Below are 17,511 nucleotides of genomic sequence, written 5' to 3'. Positions count from 1 at the left end.
ATCCAGATCCGCATCGCCATCATGAACAGATACAACGCCCTCGGCACCGCCGAGATCACAGCCGTTCGCTGAACGCAGAGCGGGAAAGGGTCACCTTGGCCTCCATCCGATTAACGCAACAACGCCGTCGAAACACACAAAATTCTATTGGGAACTATTAAGAAGGTTGAACTCAAAAACTCTATCCTACTTACAGTTCTGATATTTATCGAAGGAGCGGCTGCTGCCGTCTTTGCTGGCCTTGAGGGCGAAAAGCCAGTTCAGCCAGAGATTGCAGCTATTCTATTAGCTGCCTTTGCTTTGTCGCCTTCATTGCTCGCTGCTTTATTAGGAACTCGGCAGTGGGATACCTTTGACCTCAGAGGTGTTTCATTCCGGAGTCATTTCAGCCTTCAGGTACACCTCCATGAAACATTAATCAGGGATCTAGAAAATAAAGAACGTCTCTTCCGATTCTCGACGATCTCAGCAAAATTTACGATTATGAGTTTAATGTTATTTTTTACTGCCAGATACCTGATATATCATTCCTGACGTCAATCTAAATTTTAGTGTTTCGGTTCAGCTGATTTAGCCACTTCAGAATTAAAAACCGTTCCACCCCACTCTAGCCGCGGCCTGACGGATCCAGTCTGCCAGCTGCGCCTCGTCCGGCGGGGCGTCTTCGTAAATATCCAGATAGCGGGTGTTCGGGTCCTTGGAAGGCCCGGGCGGCAGCGGCGACAGATGCGCGCCGTTCAGGAACGTCAGCTTCAGATAGCGCGTGAAACAGTGCATGGACAGAAACCAGCCCTGCCCCGCCGCATAGAAGGGTGAGTTCCAGCGCACCGCCTTTTGTACATCGGGCAACAGGCGCATCACCAGCCCGTCCACCCCCGCCGCCGTCGTGGATTTCCACCCCGGCGCGGCGGCGATCCAGTCCTGCACCGGCCCGTCCCCGTCGCCCTTGGCAATTTGCGGATTGCCCCCCGACAGCAGCTTCACGGGTTTTTTCGCCTCGGTCATGTCCCGATCCTTTTGGCTGCGGCCCGCCCGGCCCAAAGCCCGGTCGCCAGACAAGCCGTGAGAAGATAGCCGCCGGTCGGGGCCTCCCAATCCAGCATCTCGCCTGCGGCGAAAACGCCCGGCAGGGCGCGCAGTTCCAGCCCCTCGGTCAGACTGGCCCGCGTGATCCCCCCCGCGACCGAAATCGCCTCGTCCAGCGGGCGCGGCCCGGCATGGCGCAGCGGCAGCGCCTTGACCGCCTGCGGCAGTGGCAGGCCGCGGCCCCATTCCTGCACCAGAGCCACCGCCACCGGGGATAGGCCCAGCTTGCGCAGCCGGTTCGCCGCGGTCTCGCCCGCGCGCATCCGGTCCAGGCGCGCCGTCACCTCTTCGGCGGCAAGATCGGGCAGCAGGTCCACCACATGCGCCACCCCCTGCCGCAAGGCGCGGGAAATGGCATAGATCCCGCCGCCTTCGATGCCACGGGCGGAGATCACGAACTCGCCGCGCTGCGCCCCTTCTGCCATGGCGGCCGGGCGCAGGGCCGCCCCCTTCACCGGGCTGCCGAAATGCCGGGCCATATGCGGCGACCAGTCCACCGCAAAGCCCATGTTGGCGGGCTGCCACGCGGCCACGTCCACCCCGCGCGTGGCCAGCCACGGAACCCAGGCGCCATCGGACCCCAGCCGTGCCCAGCTGGCGCCGCCAAGCGCCAGCACCGCCACCTGCGGCGCAATCTGCCGCACCCCCTCCGGCGTGTCGAACCGGAACGCGGCACCGTCCCACCCGGTCCAGCGCCATCGGGTCCGTAACTCCACCCCCTGCGCGGCCAGCCGCGCCAGCCAGGCCCGAAGCAACGGAGAGCCCTTCATCGCCACCGGAAAGACCCGGCCCGACGATCCGGTGAACACGTCCTGCCCCAGACCCCGCGCCCAGTCCTGCACCGCCTGCGGCCCGAAAGCGGACAGCACGGGCGCTATCCAGTCCGCACCATAGGCGGCGGCAAAGGCGGCGGGCGGCTCGGCCTTTGTCAGGTTCAGCCCCGACTTGCCCGCCATCAGAAACTTGCGCGCCGGGCTGGGCTTCGCCTCGGATAGCACGACCCGGTGCCCCGCCTCGGCCAGCGCCCCGGCCGCCATCAGCCCGGCCGGACCCGCACCGATGACCAGTGCAGGGACCCGCTCTGTCACGCGGAGGCCACGGGCTGGCGCAGTTCCACCACCCGGTGCGGATAGGGCATCTCAACCCCGCCGGCCTTCAGCGCGTTCCAGATGCAGAACAACACTTTGGAGCGGTAGTCATCCGTCACGTCCTCGATCCCGTTGACCCAGTATTCCACCTCGAAATCGACACTGCTCTCGCCGAAGGCGTTCAGTTCGCAGGAGGGGCCGCCGGGCTCGGCCAGCACGAAGGGCAGCGCCCCGACCGCCTGTTCCACCAGCGCGGGCACACGGTTGATGTCGGTGTCATAGCTGACGCTGAACTGGGCTGAGTAGCGGTGCGCCTTGCCCGCATCCGAGTAGTTCACCACCCGCGAGGTGATGAAATTGTCGTTCGGCACCACGACCCATCGGCCATCCACCGTCTCGATGATACAGGCACGGGCCGTCATGCGGATGATCGTTCCGGCCGAGCCATCGTCCAGTTCGACATAATCGCCGACGGTGGTCTGCCCCTCCAGCAGCAGGATGATGCCCGAGACGAAATTGGCCGCGATCTGCTGCAGGCCAAGGCCCACGCCCACGCCAATGGCGCCGCCCAGCACCGCCACCGCCGTCAGGTCGATACCCATGATCGACATGAGGAGAAGGAAAGCCGCACCGAAGATCGCCACCTCGCTGGCCTTGACGGCCAGTTCGCGGGTGGCCGGCCGCAACTCGGCCTGCGCCTTGATATAGCTGGAGGATTGCCGGTTCGACCAGGTGCCGCACCAGAAGAGAAGCGCCCCCGCAATGACGCCCCGGACCAAGGCCAGTGCCGAAAAGCTGATGTTGCCCAGATCGACCCGCGAGGTGTCCAGCCATTCGGTGATCTCGTCCAGGATGCCAAGCGCATAAAGCGCGGCCATCGGGACCAGAACATACCGGCCCATCAGCCGCAGGAACGGATCCTTCAGCACCTCGCGCACCAGCACGCGGGCGGCCAGGAACAGGAAGACCCGCTTGCCGAAAGCGATCACCTCACCCTCGCCAAAGGCGGCGCGGGTCAGCCCCTCGCCAAGGGCGGTCAGACCATAGGCCAGCAATGGCAGCACCAGAGGCAGGGCCCCAAGGGCAAAGCGCCGCAGCCGGGCCAGCGGACCCGTGGCCTCGTCACGCGGCGAGAGGCCCCGCCGCACCGCGGGCAGCAGGCGCCGCGTCAGCAGAACCGCCAGCAGGAAAGCCGCCACCAGAAGCGCGAATTGCGACCATGCCGCAGGAGAGACCAGCCAGCCCTGAAGCGTCTGCCAGAGATCGTCCAGCCTTACCATGAGAGGGGCAAGCGGATCTGCATCGGGCGGCATGGGGCACCTTGCTGAAAAAACGGGTCACCGCCATGCTCTGCCAACTCTGCAGGGGGGTGGCAAGTGCCCGATCCGTCCGAACCGCCGCTTTGCCCGCTATGCCTGCGGCCGATCCCGCCCGATGTGCCGCAAAGCCTGCATCATCTGGTCCCGCGGCTGAAGGGCGGGGCCCGGGGCGCGACGGTGCTGCTGCACCACATCTGCCACAAGGAACTGCATGCCCGCTTCACCGAGGCAGAGCTGGCGCGCAGCTTCTCAACGGTCGAGGCATTGCGCGCCTCGGACAGGCTGCGGCCGTTTCTGGAGTGGGTGGCCCGGCGCCCGCCGGGATTTCTGAGCCGTGTGCCGGGCGGACCACGGCGGCGCTGAACGCTCGCCGGTGCCACCGGGGAAACGGCAGGCGCAGCGCTAGGCGCCGCTCAGACCCCGGGGACCATCCGCTTGATCGCGGCCGCATGGCCGGGCGACGCCGCCAGAACCGCGGCACAGAGTTCGCGCGCCATGGGCAGCAGTGCCTCTGCCGGAACCAGCCGCTCCACCAACCCCCAGCTCAGCGCCTCCTCCGCGCCGATCCTTGCGCCGGCCATCAGGATCATCTTCGCCCGCGCGGGACCCACCAATGCCGCCAGCCGCGCGGGATCGTCGGGCTGCGGCAGATAGCCCAGCCGCATCACCGGATAGAAGAAATTCGCCCCGGGCACCGCCAGCCGCAGATCGCAGGGCAGAGCCAGCGCGAAGGCCCCGCCCGCCAATGTGCCGTTCAGTGCCGCCACCGTCAGTCCCGGAAAGCCGGCAATCGCCCCGGCGGCCCGCTGCCAGACCGGATCGGTCGCCAGACCCGCCTTCACGGCCTCCAGATCGGCACCGGCGCAGAAGACCTTGCCCTCTCCCGTCAGGATCAGCGCCCGCGCGCGCGCCGCGGCGGCCCCTTCCGCCGCTTCGGCCACTGCGGCCAGCATGTCCGCAGTCAGCGCATTCGCCTTGTCCGGACGCGCCAATGTCACCACGCGCAGACCGTCGTCATCCTCAACCCGGATCATCTTCACCCTTTTCCGTCTGTCGCCGCGGCCCGGCAATCCGCTGCCGGTGCCCCCTGCCCGCGCCGAGGTGCCCCTTGACGCCGATCAGGCTGCGGAGGACCATAAGCCCAAGTTTTTTCAGACACGAGGCCTTCCATGACACAGATGACGCACTGGTCCCTTTCCGCATCCACAGCCATTGCCCTTGTCCTTTCCGCCGGTTCCGCCCTTGCCATCACGCCCGAGGAAGTCTGGGCCAACTGGCAGGCGCTGGCCACCGAAGGCGGCGGCACCCTGACCGCCGCATCGCAGACAAAGACCGGCGCCGCGCTGGAATTGACCGGCGTGGTCCAGACCACCACGACGCCGGAGGTGACGATCCATGTTGCCATGGACAAGGTCACCCTGACCGACAAGGGCGACGGCACCGTCCAGATCGTGACCTCGGACAGCTACCCCCTGTCGGTCATCGAACCCGGCAAGACGCCGGACCAGGCCGCCGCGGTGATCACCTTCAGCCAGCCCGGCGGCAGCTGGGTCGCCTCGGGCACGCCAGAGGCCGTGACCTGGGACTTCAGCTATCCGACCGTGACGGCCACCCTGACCAAGGCACAGGAAGACGGCAAGCCGCTGGATGTGAAGGGCACGATGACGCTGACCGACCTCAGCGGCACGATCACCACCGGCGCGCAGGCCGACAAACCGGTCGCCATGAAATATGCGCTGAACATCGGCAGCCTTGCCCTGTCGGCCGACGGGCGCAACCCCTCTGCCAATGAGGAATTCGCCGTTACGGTCGGCCTGTCCGATCTGGTGGCCTCGGCCACGGGGACCGTGCTGCCGCAGGCCCAGATGGTGAACATGGCCGAAGCCCTGAAGGCGGGATTCGCCGTGGACAGCAGCAGCAGCACCGGCGCCCTGAAGGTGGATGTCAAATGGTCCGACAACGCCGGGCCCAACGCCTTCGGGCTGGAGCTTGGCGGCACCTCGACCAAGGTGAAGCTGGATGCAACGGCGATCGACTACGGTTTCGGGCTGATGGCCGGCAAATTCAATGCCAATGCCCCCGGCGGCGGCATGCCCCCGGTGGACGGCTCGTTCAGCGAAATCGGGCTGAGCGTGGCGATGCCGGTCTCCAAGACCGATGCGCCGCAGCCCTTTGCCTTTGTCACCCGGCTGGTGGATGTGGCCGTGTCTGATACGATCTGGGGCATGATCGACCCCGGTGCGCAGCTGCCCCATGATCCGGCGACGCTGATCCTTGACCTCAAGGGCACCGGGGCCTGGGCGGTGGATATCCTGGACCCGGCCATCCAGAACGGCAGCGTGCCGATGCCTGACATGCCCGCCACGCTGAACACGCTGGACCTGACGCAGCTTCTTCTGAAGATCGTCGGCGGCGAGATCACCGGCACCGGGGCGCTGACCTTCGACAACAGCGATCTGGTCACCTTCGGCGGAATCCCCGCGCCCGAAGGCAAGCTGAGCTTCAACCTGAAGGGCATCAATGCGCTGATCGACAAGGCTGTCGCCATGGGTTTCCTGCCCGAAGATCAGGTGATGGGCGTACGGATGGGCCTTGCCATGTTCGCAAAACCCGGCGCCGGCCCGGACGAGCTGACTTCGGAGGTCGAGTTCAAGAACAAGGGTCTGTTCGTCAACGGCCAGCAGCTGCAATGACCCCCCGGCCGCCATGGCGACCGTGGCTTTCCTGACCGCCCGCCGCGGTGCCAAGGCCGCGGCGGTTTTTCATCCCCACGCCCGTTCGCGACAGCCCGACATGCCCCAGCCCGCCCGCCTGATCCCCGCCCCTGCCCGGCCTCTTGTCCCGGCGCTTGTCCTTGCCGCCGCGCTTGGGCTGCCGCTGCCGGCCCTGTCACAGGGGCTGACCGCAGCCGAGCTCTGGTCCGGATGGCAATCGGCCGTTGCCTCGGCCGGGGGGCAGCTGACCGCGCAGGAAAAGCGCGAGGGCGACCGGCTGGTCCTGCAGAACGTGCAGCTTCTGCCCTCGGGCGAGGGTGAGGCCGCGCTGCGGCTGGAGACGCTGACCCTGATCAGTCAGGCCGACGGATCGGTGGGCGTGGTGCTGCCCGATCAGTTCCCGCTGGTTCTGGACCTGCCGGATGACGATGGCACGGCGCAGAAGGTGGTCCTCTCGGTCACCGCGCCGGGGCTGAAGCTGCAGATCCTGGGGCTTGGCCAGAAAGCCGAATTCACGGCCATCGGCCCCTCGGTCTCGGTCACGCTGGACGAGATGCTGCCGCCCCCCGCAGCCGGTGTAAAAACCGAGATCACCGCGGCGCTGGCCGATCTGAACCTGCGCTACAAGCATGAGCTGGATATCCCGGTCCCTGCGCTGGACACCGCGCTGGAGGTCGGATCGCTGCATCTGGAACTGGCCGGCCCCGAGGACGGATCAGAGACGCCACTGCGTGTGAGCGCCGATATCGACGCTTTGCGGGCCAGCGCGGCCGGAACCTTTCCGCCCTCGACCCAGGTTTTTCTGGACACCCCGACGCGCGCCGATGGCACCAGCGACATTCAACCCTTCCTGACCGCACTGGCCGATGGCTTGTCGGTGAAAGCCTCGGCCGAGATCGGTGGCCTGACGGCCACTGTCACCGATCATGAGGCCGCGGCGGCGCTGACGCTGGCGGCCAGTTCGGCGGGGATCGCTCTGGATAAGACAGTGGCCGCGTGGCAATCCCTGCTGACGGGAGCCGCCATGGATGTGAAGCCGATCGGCCCGGATGAGCCGGATACCGACATGGCCTTCTCTCTGGGTGAATACCGCACAGCCTTGTCCATCGGCCTGAACGGGCTGACGGCCACACAGGACTGGTCGCTGGCCTATGTCATGCGTGATCTGGTGGCATCACCCGGGGTTTGGGCGGCAATCGACCCTTCCGGTGTCTTGCCGGCCGCGCCGATCAACACGATGGCGCTGGATCTGAAAGGCCGCTATGCGCTGGATCCGGTGGCGCTGACCCCGGGCTGGTCTCCCCTGCCTTCGGATCCGCCGCCCTTTACCGCGTTTTCCTTCGAGATCAACGAACTCGCGCTGGATGGGCTGGGACTGACCTTCAACGGAACGGGCGGGCTGGGCCTTGACTTTGGGGACCTGACCACCTTTGAAGGCTTTCCCCTTCCGGCTGGACGGCTGCATTTCGTGACCGTGGGTGCCTATGGGCTGCTGGACAAGCTGTCCTCCATCGGCCTCGTCTCCGCCGACGACATGAGCGGCGCGCGCATGCTTTTGCTCATGGCGGGCAAGGCAGGCGCGGAGCCCGACCATCTGACCACAGATCTGGATTTCCGGGACAAGTCCCTGTTCCTGAACGGACAGAAGATCCGCTGATCCCCGACTGTTTCTGTCACCTGACTGAAACAGTCAACTATATGATTTTTCACGATTATTCTTGACGCGCGCCTTTGGGGCGCTTATCTCTGGCTGCAAGAAAGCCAGCCAGCGCAGGTCGCAAGCCAGCTCTCCCTCTCCGCCAGATATGCCAGCCAGCCGTTCCGGTATCTCTCACCGGACAGCCCGCCCGCTTGGCCTTCCCCACCGACCCACGGCCCGCGCGCAGGCCCAGGCAGGCAGGACGATCCCGAAAGGGACCCTCATTCCCCGGCTTATGAAGCCAGCCCGCCACCACAGGTCAACCAGACCAAAGGCAGCGCGCCCGCCACACAGCGCTGGAGGGAAACCGGGGATCAGAGAGCGGGTTTGCCTTGCCCCTCGCCGGCAGTCTCTCCCGCCACAGGCTTTTGCACCGGATGCGTCCCCGGCGGCACATCCGGCCGCCCCTCGGCCCGGTCACGGTGCAACGCCGCCCGTCCCAGCATCAGCAGCGTCACCGGCGTCGTGATCATCACGAAAATCCCGATCACCAGCTCGTGCAGAACCACCCGCCCCTCGCCCCAGCTGGCGACAAGGATCGAGGCCAGCAGCACACCGGCCGCGCCCCAGCTGGTGCCAAGCGTCGGCGCATGCAGCCGGTCATAGAAGTTGCGCAGCCGGACAAGGCCCAGCGTGCCCAGAAATGTCAGGGTGGACCCGATCACCAGAAACACGATGGCGGCGGCGGCCAGAACCGGGGGGATGCCCTCCAGATGGGTCATTCGATCACCTCGCCCCGGATCAGGAACTTGGACAGCGCCACCGTGGCCACAAAACCCATGACCCCGATGACCATCGCCGCCTCGAAAAAGAACGGGGTGCCGGTGCGGATGCCCGTCACCACGAACAAGAGCATGGCCGTGACATAGAGCGTGTCCAGCGCCAGAACGCGGTCCTGCGCACGGGGACCGGTCAGCACGCGCCACCCCGCCAGACAGGCCGCAAGACCCAGCATGAACTGCGCATAGGCCACGGCATAGGACATCAGATCGGTCACGGTCATACGAAGATCTCCAGCAGTTGCGCCTCATAGCGATCGCGGATCAGCACCTGCCATTCATCGGTGTCCTTGAGGTCGAAGACATGCAGCAGAAGGATGCCGGTGTCGGGGTCGAACTCCAGCCATGCCGTGCCGGGGGTCGCGGTCAGGATGATGGCCAGCACGGCCAGCGCCGCCGGATCGCGCAGCCGCAGTTCGATCCGCAGGAAATCGGACCGGCGCCGGCCATGGCGCCCGTTGGTCAGGATCAGCCCCGCGACAGCCACGTTCGACCGCACGATATCGGCCGTGACCATGGCCACAAGCCGGACCATGGCGGCCGGATTGCGGACACGCATCCGCTGCGGCTCAACCGCGCCGAAGGCCCAGCCCGCCACCAGCGCAATGGCCGCGCCCAGCAGCAAATGTCCCAGCGAAAAGGCGTTCAGCAGCAGCCATATGAACAGCAGCGACAGTGACAGCAGGGGATGCGGGATCAGACGGTTCATCCGGCGGGCTCCGCTGTGGGGGCGGGGGTGGTGACACGGGGGGCCGAGAACACCCCGTCGGAATAGATATCCGGCTGCTCCAGCGCGCGGGCCGTGGCATCCATGTAGCGCAAGGCGTCATCGGCACGCACCGTCAGCAGGACCAGAAGACCGACCAGGATCAGCACCGGCGCGAATTCCAACGCCAGCACCCGCGGCCCCGGCCCTTCGGTGGCCCAGAAGGTCTGGATGCCGACACGGATCAGCCCGACCAGCGTGGCCAGACCCGACAGCAGCAGCAGCGCCATGAACCCCCATTGCAAGGCAGGCGGCAGGGCGCTTCCCGTCATCATGCCGGACAGGATGGCCAGCTTGCCGATGAAGCCGGACAGTGGCGGCAGCCCCGCCAGCACGATCAGGAACACCCCGAACGACAGGCCCAGCACCGTCAGCGTGCCGGGAATGGCCAACCCCACCTCGGGCGAGGAATCCTCATCCTGCGGATCAAGCCCCCAGGCATCGGCCGTCAGCGCCAGCATGGCGGCGATCCCGCCCTCATCGGTGCGGCTCATGGGTTCCAGCAGCAGGAACAGCGCCGAGGTCGCCAGCGTGGAACTGACAAGGTAATAAAGCGCGCCGGACATCATCGCCGTATCGCCGCCCGACAGGGCCATGCCGGTCACCGCCAGCACCGTCCCGGAGGAGATCAGCACAAGATGCGCCGTCATCCGGCCCAGCCCCTGCGCCGCAAGGACGCCAAGAAAGCCGAACAGCACACTGGCCATGCCCGCCCAGGTCAGCACGTCGGCGCCGAACCCGGCCGAGGCGCCGGCCCCCGCCCCGAACAGCAGCATCGACAACCGCAGGATGACGTAGACGCCGACCTTGGTCATGATGGCGAACATCGCCGCCACCGGCGCCGCACCCGCCATATAGGTCGTGGGCAGCCAGAAGGACAAAGGCCAGATCCCGGCCTTGATCAGGAACGCCATGCCCATGATCGCGGCCCCCGCATGGAACAGCGGGCGTTCGCTCTCGGGCAGGTTGACCACCATCTGCGACAGATGCGCCATGGACAGCGTGCCCGTCACGCCATAGACCAACGCCACCCCGATCAGGAACAAGAGCGAGGCGGTCAGGTTGACCGCGATGTAATGCAGCCCCGCCCGGATGCGCAGCTGACCCGATCCGTGCAGCAGAAGGCCATAGGACGCGGCCAGCAAAACCTCGAAAAACACGAAGAGGTTGAACAGGTCGCCGGTCAGAAAGGCGCCGTTCAGCCCCATCAGCAGGAACTGGAACAGCGAATGGAAATGCTGACCCTGCTTGTGCCAGCCCGCGCCGGAATAGATCAGCGCCGGAATGGACATCAGGGCGGTCAGCACCAGCATCATGGCCGACAGCCGGTCCAGCACCAGAATGATGCCGAAGGGCACCGCCCAGTTGCCAAGGAGGTAGAAGCTGATTTCGTTCCCGCCCGAGCCCGGACCGCCCTTTGAACGGTTCAGAAGCTCGATCGCGACAAACAGCAGCGCCAGCGCCGAGGCGAGGCTCAGGCCAAGCCGCGCCCGCCGCGCGCGGTCATCATACAAAAGCATGATGGCCCCGGCGAAGAACGGGATCAGAATGGGCGCAATGATCAGATGTTCGGATGTCAGCATGGCGTCAGGGTTCCCGCCCGTCCACATGGTCGGTCCCGGTGACCCCGCGTGACGCGATCATCACCACCAGAAACAGCGCCGTGGTGGCAAAGCTGATGACGATGGCGGTCAGGACAAGCGATTGCGGCAGCGGATCGGCATAGGCCGTGGGGTTGATGAAACCGCCCTTGGGCATGATCGGCGCCGCGCCCACGGTCAGCCGCCCCATCGAAAAGATGAAGAGGTTGACCGCATAGGACATGAGGCACAGACCGACGATGACCTGAAAGGTCCGCGGCCGCAGCACCAGCCAGACACCGGAGCCGGCCAGAACACCGATGGCGGCAGACAGCACCATTTCCATCAGGCGGCCTCCGTTTCCTGGGCTTTTTCCTCTTCCTGCTCCCGCAGACGGGCGGACCGCAGCGACTGGTGGGCAATCGCGATCAGCATGATCACCGTGCCGCCCACGACCACGGCAAAGACGCCGGTGTCGAACAGCATGGCGGTGGCCATGGGGACCTGCCCGATCAGCGGCAGCTCGACATAACGGGCGTGGGCCGTCAGGAACGGATAGCCCCAAAGCCATGCCCCCACGCCGGTGGCCCCGGCGATAACCAGCCCCACGCCCATCCAGCGGATCGGCAGGATGGTGATGCGCGCCTCGATCCAGCGGACGTTGGAGGCGAGGTATTGCAGCAGCAATGCAATCGCCAGCGTCACCCCGGCCGAAAAGCCGCCACCCGGCAGATCGTGCCCGCGCAGGAAGAAATAGGCCGAAACGACGATCATTGCCGGGAACATCCAGCGCATGATCGCCGAAGGCACCATCATGTAATCGCGCAGCGCGCGGGCCGTCTCGCCCTGTTGCTGATCGGGGATGCCCGCGCTTTCGGGCGCAGGACGGAACCGGCGCAGCAGGGCATAGACCGTCAGACCCACCACCGCCAGAACCGTGATCTCTCCGAACGTGTCGAAGGCCCGGAAATCCACAAGGATGACGTTCACCACATTGGTGCCACCGCCCTCGTAATAGGAATTGCGCAGGAACCAGTCGCCGATATTCGGGACCAGGGGCCGGGTCATCACTACATAGGCCATCGCCGCCATGCCGGTGCCCACCACCATGGCGATCACCAGATCGCGAAAGCGGCGCAGCTTGGCGGGCAGCAGGTTGTCGTCGGGAATTTCCTCGCGCCGCCGGGGCAGCCAGCGCAGACCGAGGAGCAGGAGGACGGTCGTCACGATCTCGACCAGCAGCTGGGTCACCGCAAGGTCCGGGGCCGAGAACCAGGCGAAGGTCAGCGTCGTGATCAGCCCCGCCCCACCCAAGAGAAGAAGGGCGGCAAAGCGGTGATACTTGGCCTGCCATGCCGCGCCCATGGCGCAGGTCCCGCCCACCAGCCACATCAGCGCGAAGGCAGGGTTCAGCGTATTGGTCAGCGCAGGCGCCACCGACCAAAGCGCCGTGCCGACCGCCCCCACCGCAAAGAGAAGCGACAGCACCACGATCAGCCGCAGCTGCGGCTGCAGCTTCTCGGTCCCCAGAAGACGGTGCAGACGGCGCGGCCATGTCCAGGACAGACGCAACAGCAGCCATTCATAGACCTTCTGGCCACGGATGCGGTGGATCAGCGGCGGCCCTTCCGGCCCCGCCTCGATCCGCCGGGCAAAAAGCAGATAAAGCAGGGTCCCGCCAGCCAATGCCACAAGGCTCATGATCAGGGCGGTATTCACCCCGTGCCACAGCGCGATGTCGTGCTGCGGCACATCCGGGCCCATCACCGCGCGCAGCGCCGCATCCAGCACGCCGCCCAGCGTCTGCGCGGGAAAGATCCCGACCACAAGACAGACCAGCACCAGCACCTCGACCGGGCGGCGCATCCAGGCATTCGGCTCATGCGGGGGATGGGGCAGGTCGGTGGCGGGCGGGCCGAAGAATACCGCATGGATGAAGCGCAGCGAATAGGCCACGAAGAACACCCCCGCCACCGTGGCGATATAGGGCAGCGCATTATCCAGCCAGGTGCCGTTATGCCAGTCGGCGGTTTCGGTGAAAAACATCTCTTTCGAGATGAACCCGTTCAGCAGCGGCACCCCCGCCATCGCGGCCGAGGCGACGATGGCCAGCGTGCCGGTGACCGGCATCGCCCGGTAAAGCCCGGACAACCGCCGCATGTCGCGGGTGCCCGTCTCATGGTCGATGATCCCCGCCGCCATGAAGAGCGAGGCCTTGAAGACCGCATGGTTCACGATGTGGAAGATCGCGGCCAGAATGGCGCCGTCCGACCCGATGCCCGCCAAGGCGGTGATCAGGCCAAGGTTGGAGATCGTCGAATAGGCCAGAAGCCCCTTCAGATCGTGCCGGAACAGCGCGACAACGGCGGCGAACAGCAGCGTGACCATGCCGGTTCCGGTGACAAGGTAGAACCATGCCTCGCTGCCGCCCAAGGCCGGGAAGAACCGCACCAGAAGGAACACCCCCGCCTTCACCATGGTGGCGGAATGCAGGTAGGATGACACCGGCGTCGGCGCGGCCATCGCCCCGGGCAACCAGAAATGGAACGGAAACTGCGCCGATTTGGTGAAGACACCCAGCAGGAACAGGATCAGCGTCGGCAGATACCAGGGATGGCTGCGGATCATCTCGCCCGAGGCGAGGATGCGGTCCAGATCATAGCTGCCGACGATCTTGCCCAGCACCAGCATGGAGGCGAGCAGACAGACGCCGCCCCCCGCGGTGACGATCAGGCTCATCCTTGCGCCATCCCGGGCGGCGGGGTTCTGCGTCCAGTAGCCGATCAGCAGGAACGAGGTGATCGAGGTCAGTTCCCAGAACACCACCAGAAGGATGACGTTACCGGACAGGATCATCCCCAGCATGGCCCCGGCAAAGGCCATCAGGAAGGCATAGAACCGCGGCACCGGATCGCTTTTCGACAGGTAGTAGCGGGCGTAGATCACCACCAGCACACCGATGGCCAGCACCAGCACCGCCATCAGCCAGGAGAAGGCATCCATGCGGAGGCTGACGTTCAGCCGCAGCGAGGGCACCCATGGCACGACGGTCCGCAAAATCCCCGCATCGGCCAGCGGCCCGGCCAGCGCGCCAAGGATCACCAGTCCCGCCACCATCGCCAGACCCGAAATCCAGGCCGCCGCATTGCGCGCATCCACCGGCAGCGTCGCCGCAGCCAGCGCCGCAAGGAAGGGCAGCAGCACGAGTATCTGGATCAGGTTCTGTTCGATCATTCCCTCTCCCGGGGCGAAACGGCATGGCGTGGCGGCAAGGCCCCACCTGTGACAAGCATCTCCGGTGCCGCACGCCGCAGAGGGACGGCGCAGGCAAATGGCAGGCTGACGGGAGGACCGAACAGCCCTGAAAAAATACGGACTGACCGATGAATTCAACCCCTTATCGCCGGAAATGATTCAGTTCGCTGCCTTGCGAACATGACAACATTGTCATTGGGGGCGAAGATGCCGCAGGTCTTGCCCCGCACACCCGGCCAGACGCGGTTGACATCCCCTAATTTCGCACAAAAAATATCAATCATTCGTTAATTGTGCATTTTAGATGCAGGAATTCCCGACCATCCACCGATCAGACCGGAGCAGCCGATGACCGAGAACCAGCCCGCCTTCACCGGCCCCGACGCCCTGGGCGATGCCTATGCTCGCCCGGCCGAAGCAGTGCTGGCCGCGGCAGGAAGTGGTGCCGAAGGGCTTTCGGCGGATGAGGCGGCGCGGCGCCTGTCCCGCTTCGGCCCGAATGCGCTGCCCGGCACCAAAGCCCGCCCCGTCCTGCTGCGGTTCCTGTCGCAGTTCCACAATGCGCTGATCTATTTCATGCTCTGCGGGGCGCTGGCCGCCGCCGCCCTTGGCCATGCGGTGGATGCCGGGGTGATCCTGGCGGTGGTGCTGGTCAATGCCGTTGTCGGCTTCCTGCAGGAAGGCAAGGCAGAGAATGCGCTGAACGCGATCCGCAACATGATTTCTCCCCGTGCCAGCGTGTTGCGGGACGGACAGCGGCACAGCGTGGCCATGGCCGATCTGGTGCCCGGCGATCTGGTGCTGATCGAGGCGGGCGACCGCGTGCCCGCAGACCTGCGGCTGATCCGGGCGCGCAGCCTGACGGTGGATGAGGCGATCCTGACCGGGGAATCCGTCACCGCCGCAAAGAGTGCAGATCCCGTGCCCGCCGGCGCCGCATTGGGCGACCGGCGGTCGATGGCCTTTTCCGGCACGCTGGTCGCCACCGGGCAGGGCACGGGCGTTGTCACCGCCACCGGACTGCACACAGAAATCGGCCGGATCTCGGCCCTGCTGGGCGGGGTGGAGGTGCTGACGACCCCACTCTTGCGTCAGATCAATGCCTTCGGCCGCCGTTTCACGCTGGTGGCTTTTGCCGGGGCGGCGGTGCTGTTCGCCTTTGCCGTCACCCTGCGCGGTTTTGGCTGGGAAGAGGCGCTGATGGCCGTGGTCGCGCTGGCCGTGGGGCTGGTGCCCGAAGGGCTGCCCGCGGTCATCACCATCACGCTGGCCATCGGCGTGCAGCGGATGGCGGCGCGCAATGCGGTGATCCGCCGCCTGCCCGCGGTGGAAACGCTGGGGGCCACCTCGGTCATCTGTTCCGACAAGACCGGCACGCTGACGCGCAATGAAATGACCGTCCGGCGCGTGGTGACCGCCGAGGAGCTGCAGCTGGTCGAAGGCGCAGGCTATGATCCCGGCGGTGTGCAGCTTTACCCCCATGCGCAGGGCCATGCCCCCGCGCTGGCGCTGGTGCGGGCAGGCCTTCTGTGCAACGACGCCCGGCTTGTCCCCGAAGGCTGGCGGGTCGAGGGAGACCCGATGGAGGGCGCGCTGGTCACGCTGGCGCTGAAGGCGCGGCTGGACCCGGACGAGGCCCGGGCCGAATGGCCGCGGCTGGACGAGATCCCCTTCGACGCCGCGCATCGCTTCATGGCCTCGCTGCACCGCATCCCGCTGGACAACAGCGAAGTGGTGCTGGTCAAGGGTGCGCCGGAGCGCATTCTGGACATGTGCGACCGGCAGGCGGGTGCGGGGGGGGACATGCCGCTGGACCCCGCCTTCTGGACCGCAGAGATCGCCAGGGCTGCCGCAGAAGGCGAACGCATCCTTGGATTTGCCATGAAGCCGATGCCGAAGGGCACCTCGGCCATCGACTTCCCGGATGTCGAGGCCGGACTGGTCTTCCTGGGCCTTTGCGGTTTCATCGACCCGCCCCGGGACGAGGCCCGCCGCGCCATCGCGGAATGCCGCTCGGCCGGGATCGCCGTCAAGATGATCACCGGCGACCATGCCGCCACCGCACAGGCCATCGCCCGTCAACTGGGTCTGGCGGATGATCCTCATGTGTTGACCGGAGCCGATCTGGACCGGCTGTCCGAGGCGCAATTCCCTACCGCCGTGGCCGCGACCGAGGTCTTTGCCCGCACCAGCCCCGAACACAAGCTGCGCATCGTCCGCGCCCTACAGGCGCAGGGCCGCGTGGTCGCCATGACCGGCGACGGCGTGAACGACGCGCCCGCGCTGAAACAGGCCGATGTCGGCGTGGCCATGGGCATCAAGGGCACCGAGGCCAGCAAGGAAGCGGCCGAGATGGTGCTGATGGACGACAATTTCGCCTCCATCGTCGCCGCGGTGCACGAAGGCCGCACCGTCCATGACAACATCCGCAAGGTGGTGGGCTGGACCATCCCCACCAACGGGGGCGAGGCGCTGACCGTGATCGCCGCCATCCTGTTCAACTTTGCCATGCCGATGACGCCGGTGCAGATCCTGTGGATCAACCTGATTCTCGCCGCCACACTGGGCCTTGTGCTGGCGTTCGAGCCGTCCGAGCCCGGGGTGATGCGCCGCAGCCCCCGACGGGCCGATGCGGGCCTGCTGTCGCGGTTTCTGATCTGGCGGATCGTCTTTGTCTCGGTGTTTTTCACCGCGCTGGCGCTGGCGCTGTTCTTCTGGGCGCAGGCGCAGGGCCGCGATCTGGCCTATGCGCGGACGATGGTCGTCAACTTGCTGGTGGTGCTGGAAATCTTCTACCTCTTCAACGTGCGCTATCTGCATATGACCAGCTTTACCCTGACCGGCCTGCGCGGCACCGGACCGGTTCTGGCCGCCGTGGGCGTGGTGGTGGTGGCACAATTTGCCTTCACCTATCTGCCGATAATGAACACGGTCTTCGGTTCCGTGCCCTTGTCCCTGACGGACGGGATGCTTGTTGTGGCGATCGGTGCGGCCTCGCTGATCGTGCTGGAGATCGAAAAGCACCTGCTGCGCGACAGGTTCGGCCCGGACTGACTCCGGCCGCTTTCCGCCGGAGCGCAGCGGTAATCCGCCATCCGGGCCACAGGTTTTGCCCATAATGTGGGCACCAAGGGGCTGCATGCCCGCAAAACACGCATAATTTCCGGGCTGTCATGGAATCTTGATGCTGCACAGCAGCACGGGAATTGCCCGGCTGCGGCGGCG

General features: G+C 65.9%; 14 protein-coding genes. 4 read left to right on the top strand and 10 right to left on the bottom strand.

What is annotated here, in order from left to right; translation table 11 throughout:
- Positions 1–585 precede the first annotated feature (585 nt).
- The 3 genes from ACO2Q5_RS21520 to ACO2Q5_RS21510 are packed head-to-tail and all read right to left on the bottom strand — an operon-like array spanning position 586 to position 3,487.
- A complete protein-coding gene (locus ACO2Q5_RS21520; RefSeq protein WP_423294896.1) occupies positions 586–1,005 on the bottom strand; it encodes a DUF1801 domain-containing protein in 420 nt (139 codons plus the stop codon).
- A complete protein-coding gene (locus ACO2Q5_RS21515; RefSeq protein ID WP_423294894.1) occupies positions 1,002–2,174 on the bottom strand; it encodes a TIGR03862 family flavoprotein in 1,173 nt (390 codons plus the stop codon). Before ACO2Q5_RS21515 ends, ACO2Q5_RS21520 begins: the two co-directional genes overlap by 4 nt.
- Positions 2,171–3,487: a mechanosensitive ion channel family protein gene (locus ACO2Q5_RS21510; protein ID WP_423294892.1), complete on the bottom strand. Its 1,317-nt coding sequence runs from the start codon at positions 3,485–3,487 to the stop codon at positions 2,171–2,173. Before ACO2Q5_RS21510 ends, ACO2Q5_RS21515 begins: the two co-directional genes overlap by 4 nt.
- A gap of 63 nt (positions 3,488–3,550) precedes the next feature.
- Here ACO2Q5_RS21510 and ACO2Q5_RS21505 point away from each other — a divergent pair, with 63 nt between their 5' ends.
- Positions 3,551–3,856, top strand: a complete 306-nt coding sequence (locus ACO2Q5_RS21505) for an HNH endonuclease (RefSeq protein WP_423294890.1) — start codon at positions 3,551–3,553, stop codon at positions 3,854–3,856.
- A gap of 50 nt (positions 3,857–3,906) precedes the next feature.
- On the opposite strand, the gene ACO2Q5_RS21500 is transcribed toward ACO2Q5_RS21505, so the two are convergent.
- A complete protein-coding gene (locus ACO2Q5_RS21500) occupies positions 3,907–4,527 on the bottom strand; it encodes an enoyl-CoA hydratase/isomerase family protein (protein WP_423294888.1) in 621 nt (206 codons plus the stop codon).
- A 135-nt stretch (positions 4,528–4,662) separates the two neighbouring features.
- On the opposite strand from ACO2Q5_RS21500, the gene ACO2Q5_RS21495 reads away from it, so the two are divergent.
- Positions 4,663–6,186: a DUF2125 domain-containing protein gene (locus tag ACO2Q5_RS21495; protein ID WP_423294886.1), complete on the top strand. Its 1,524-nt coding sequence runs from the start codon at positions 4,663–4,665 to the stop codon at positions 6,184–6,186.
- A 100-nt stretch (positions 6,187–6,286) separates the two neighbouring features.
- Positions 6,287–7,864, top strand: coding sequence for a hypothetical protein (locus ACO2Q5_RS21490; protein ID WP_423294884.1), 1,578 nt, complete (start codon positions 6,287–6,289; stop codon positions 7,862–7,864).
- Positions 7,865–8,220: 356 nt separating this feature from the next.
- Here the strand turns inward: ACO2Q5_RS21490 and mnhG are convergent, their stop codons facing one another.
- The 6 genes from mnhG to ACO2Q5_RS21460 are packed head-to-tail and all read right to left on the bottom strand — an operon-like array spanning position 8,221 to position 14,265.
- Positions 8,221–8,628 (bottom strand): monovalent cation/H(+) antiporter subunit G, encoded by a 408-nt coding sequence (mnhG, locus tag ACO2Q5_RS21485; RefSeq protein ID WP_423294882.1) that lies wholly within the window; start codon positions 8,626–8,628, stop codon positions 8,221–8,223.
- The gene (locus ACO2Q5_RS21480) at positions 8,625–8,909 is read right to left on the bottom strand and encodes a K+/H+ antiporter subunit F (protein ID WP_423294880.1); all 285 of its coding nucleotides are present in this window, start codon (positions 8,907–8,909) and stop codon (positions 8,625–8,627) included. The genes mnhG and ACO2Q5_RS21480 overlap by 4 nt, the downstream gene beginning before the upstream one ends.
- Entirely contained in the window at positions 8,906–9,394 is a 489-nt protein-coding gene (locus ACO2Q5_RS21475) for a Na+/H+ antiporter subunit E (RefSeq protein WP_423294878.1), read from the bottom strand. The genes ACO2Q5_RS21480 and ACO2Q5_RS21475 overlap by 4 nt, the downstream gene beginning before the upstream one ends.
- Entirely contained in the window at positions 9,391–11,031 is a 1,641-nt protein-coding gene (locus ACO2Q5_RS21470; RefSeq protein WP_423294900.1) for a monovalent cation/H+ antiporter subunit D, read from the bottom strand. Before ACO2Q5_RS21470 ends, ACO2Q5_RS21475 begins: the two co-directional genes overlap by 4 nt.
- A gap of 7 nt (positions 11,032–11,038) precedes the next feature.
- Entirely contained in the window at positions 11,039–11,377 is a 339-nt protein-coding gene (locus ACO2Q5_RS21465) for a Na+/H+ antiporter subunit C (protein WP_423294876.1), read from the bottom strand.
- Positions 11,377–14,265, bottom strand: a complete 2,889-nt coding sequence (locus ACO2Q5_RS21460) for a monovalent cation/H+ antiporter subunit A (protein ID WP_423294874.1) — start codon at positions 14,263–14,265, stop codon at positions 11,377–11,379. Before ACO2Q5_RS21460 ends, ACO2Q5_RS21465 begins: the two co-directional genes overlap by 1 nt.
- A 369-nt stretch (positions 14,266–14,634) precedes the next feature.
- Here ACO2Q5_RS21460 and ACO2Q5_RS21455 point away from each other — a divergent pair, with 369 nt between their 5' ends.
- Positions 14,635–17,340, top strand: coding sequence for a cation-transporting P-type ATPase (locus tag ACO2Q5_RS21455; RefSeq protein WP_423294872.1), 2,706 nt, complete (start codon positions 14,635–14,637; stop codon positions 17,338–17,340).
- The last annotated feature ends 171 nt before the right edge of the window (positions 17,341–17,511 follow it).

This window comes from Neotabrizicola sp. VNH66 (genome assembly GCF_049445895.1).
Lineage (GTDB): Bacteria > Pseudomonadota > Alphaproteobacteria > Rhodobacterales > Rhodobacteraceae > Pseudogemmobacter.
Note: the sequence above shows the minus strand (reverse complement) of the source record. Positions and strands in the feature narration are given on the sequence as shown.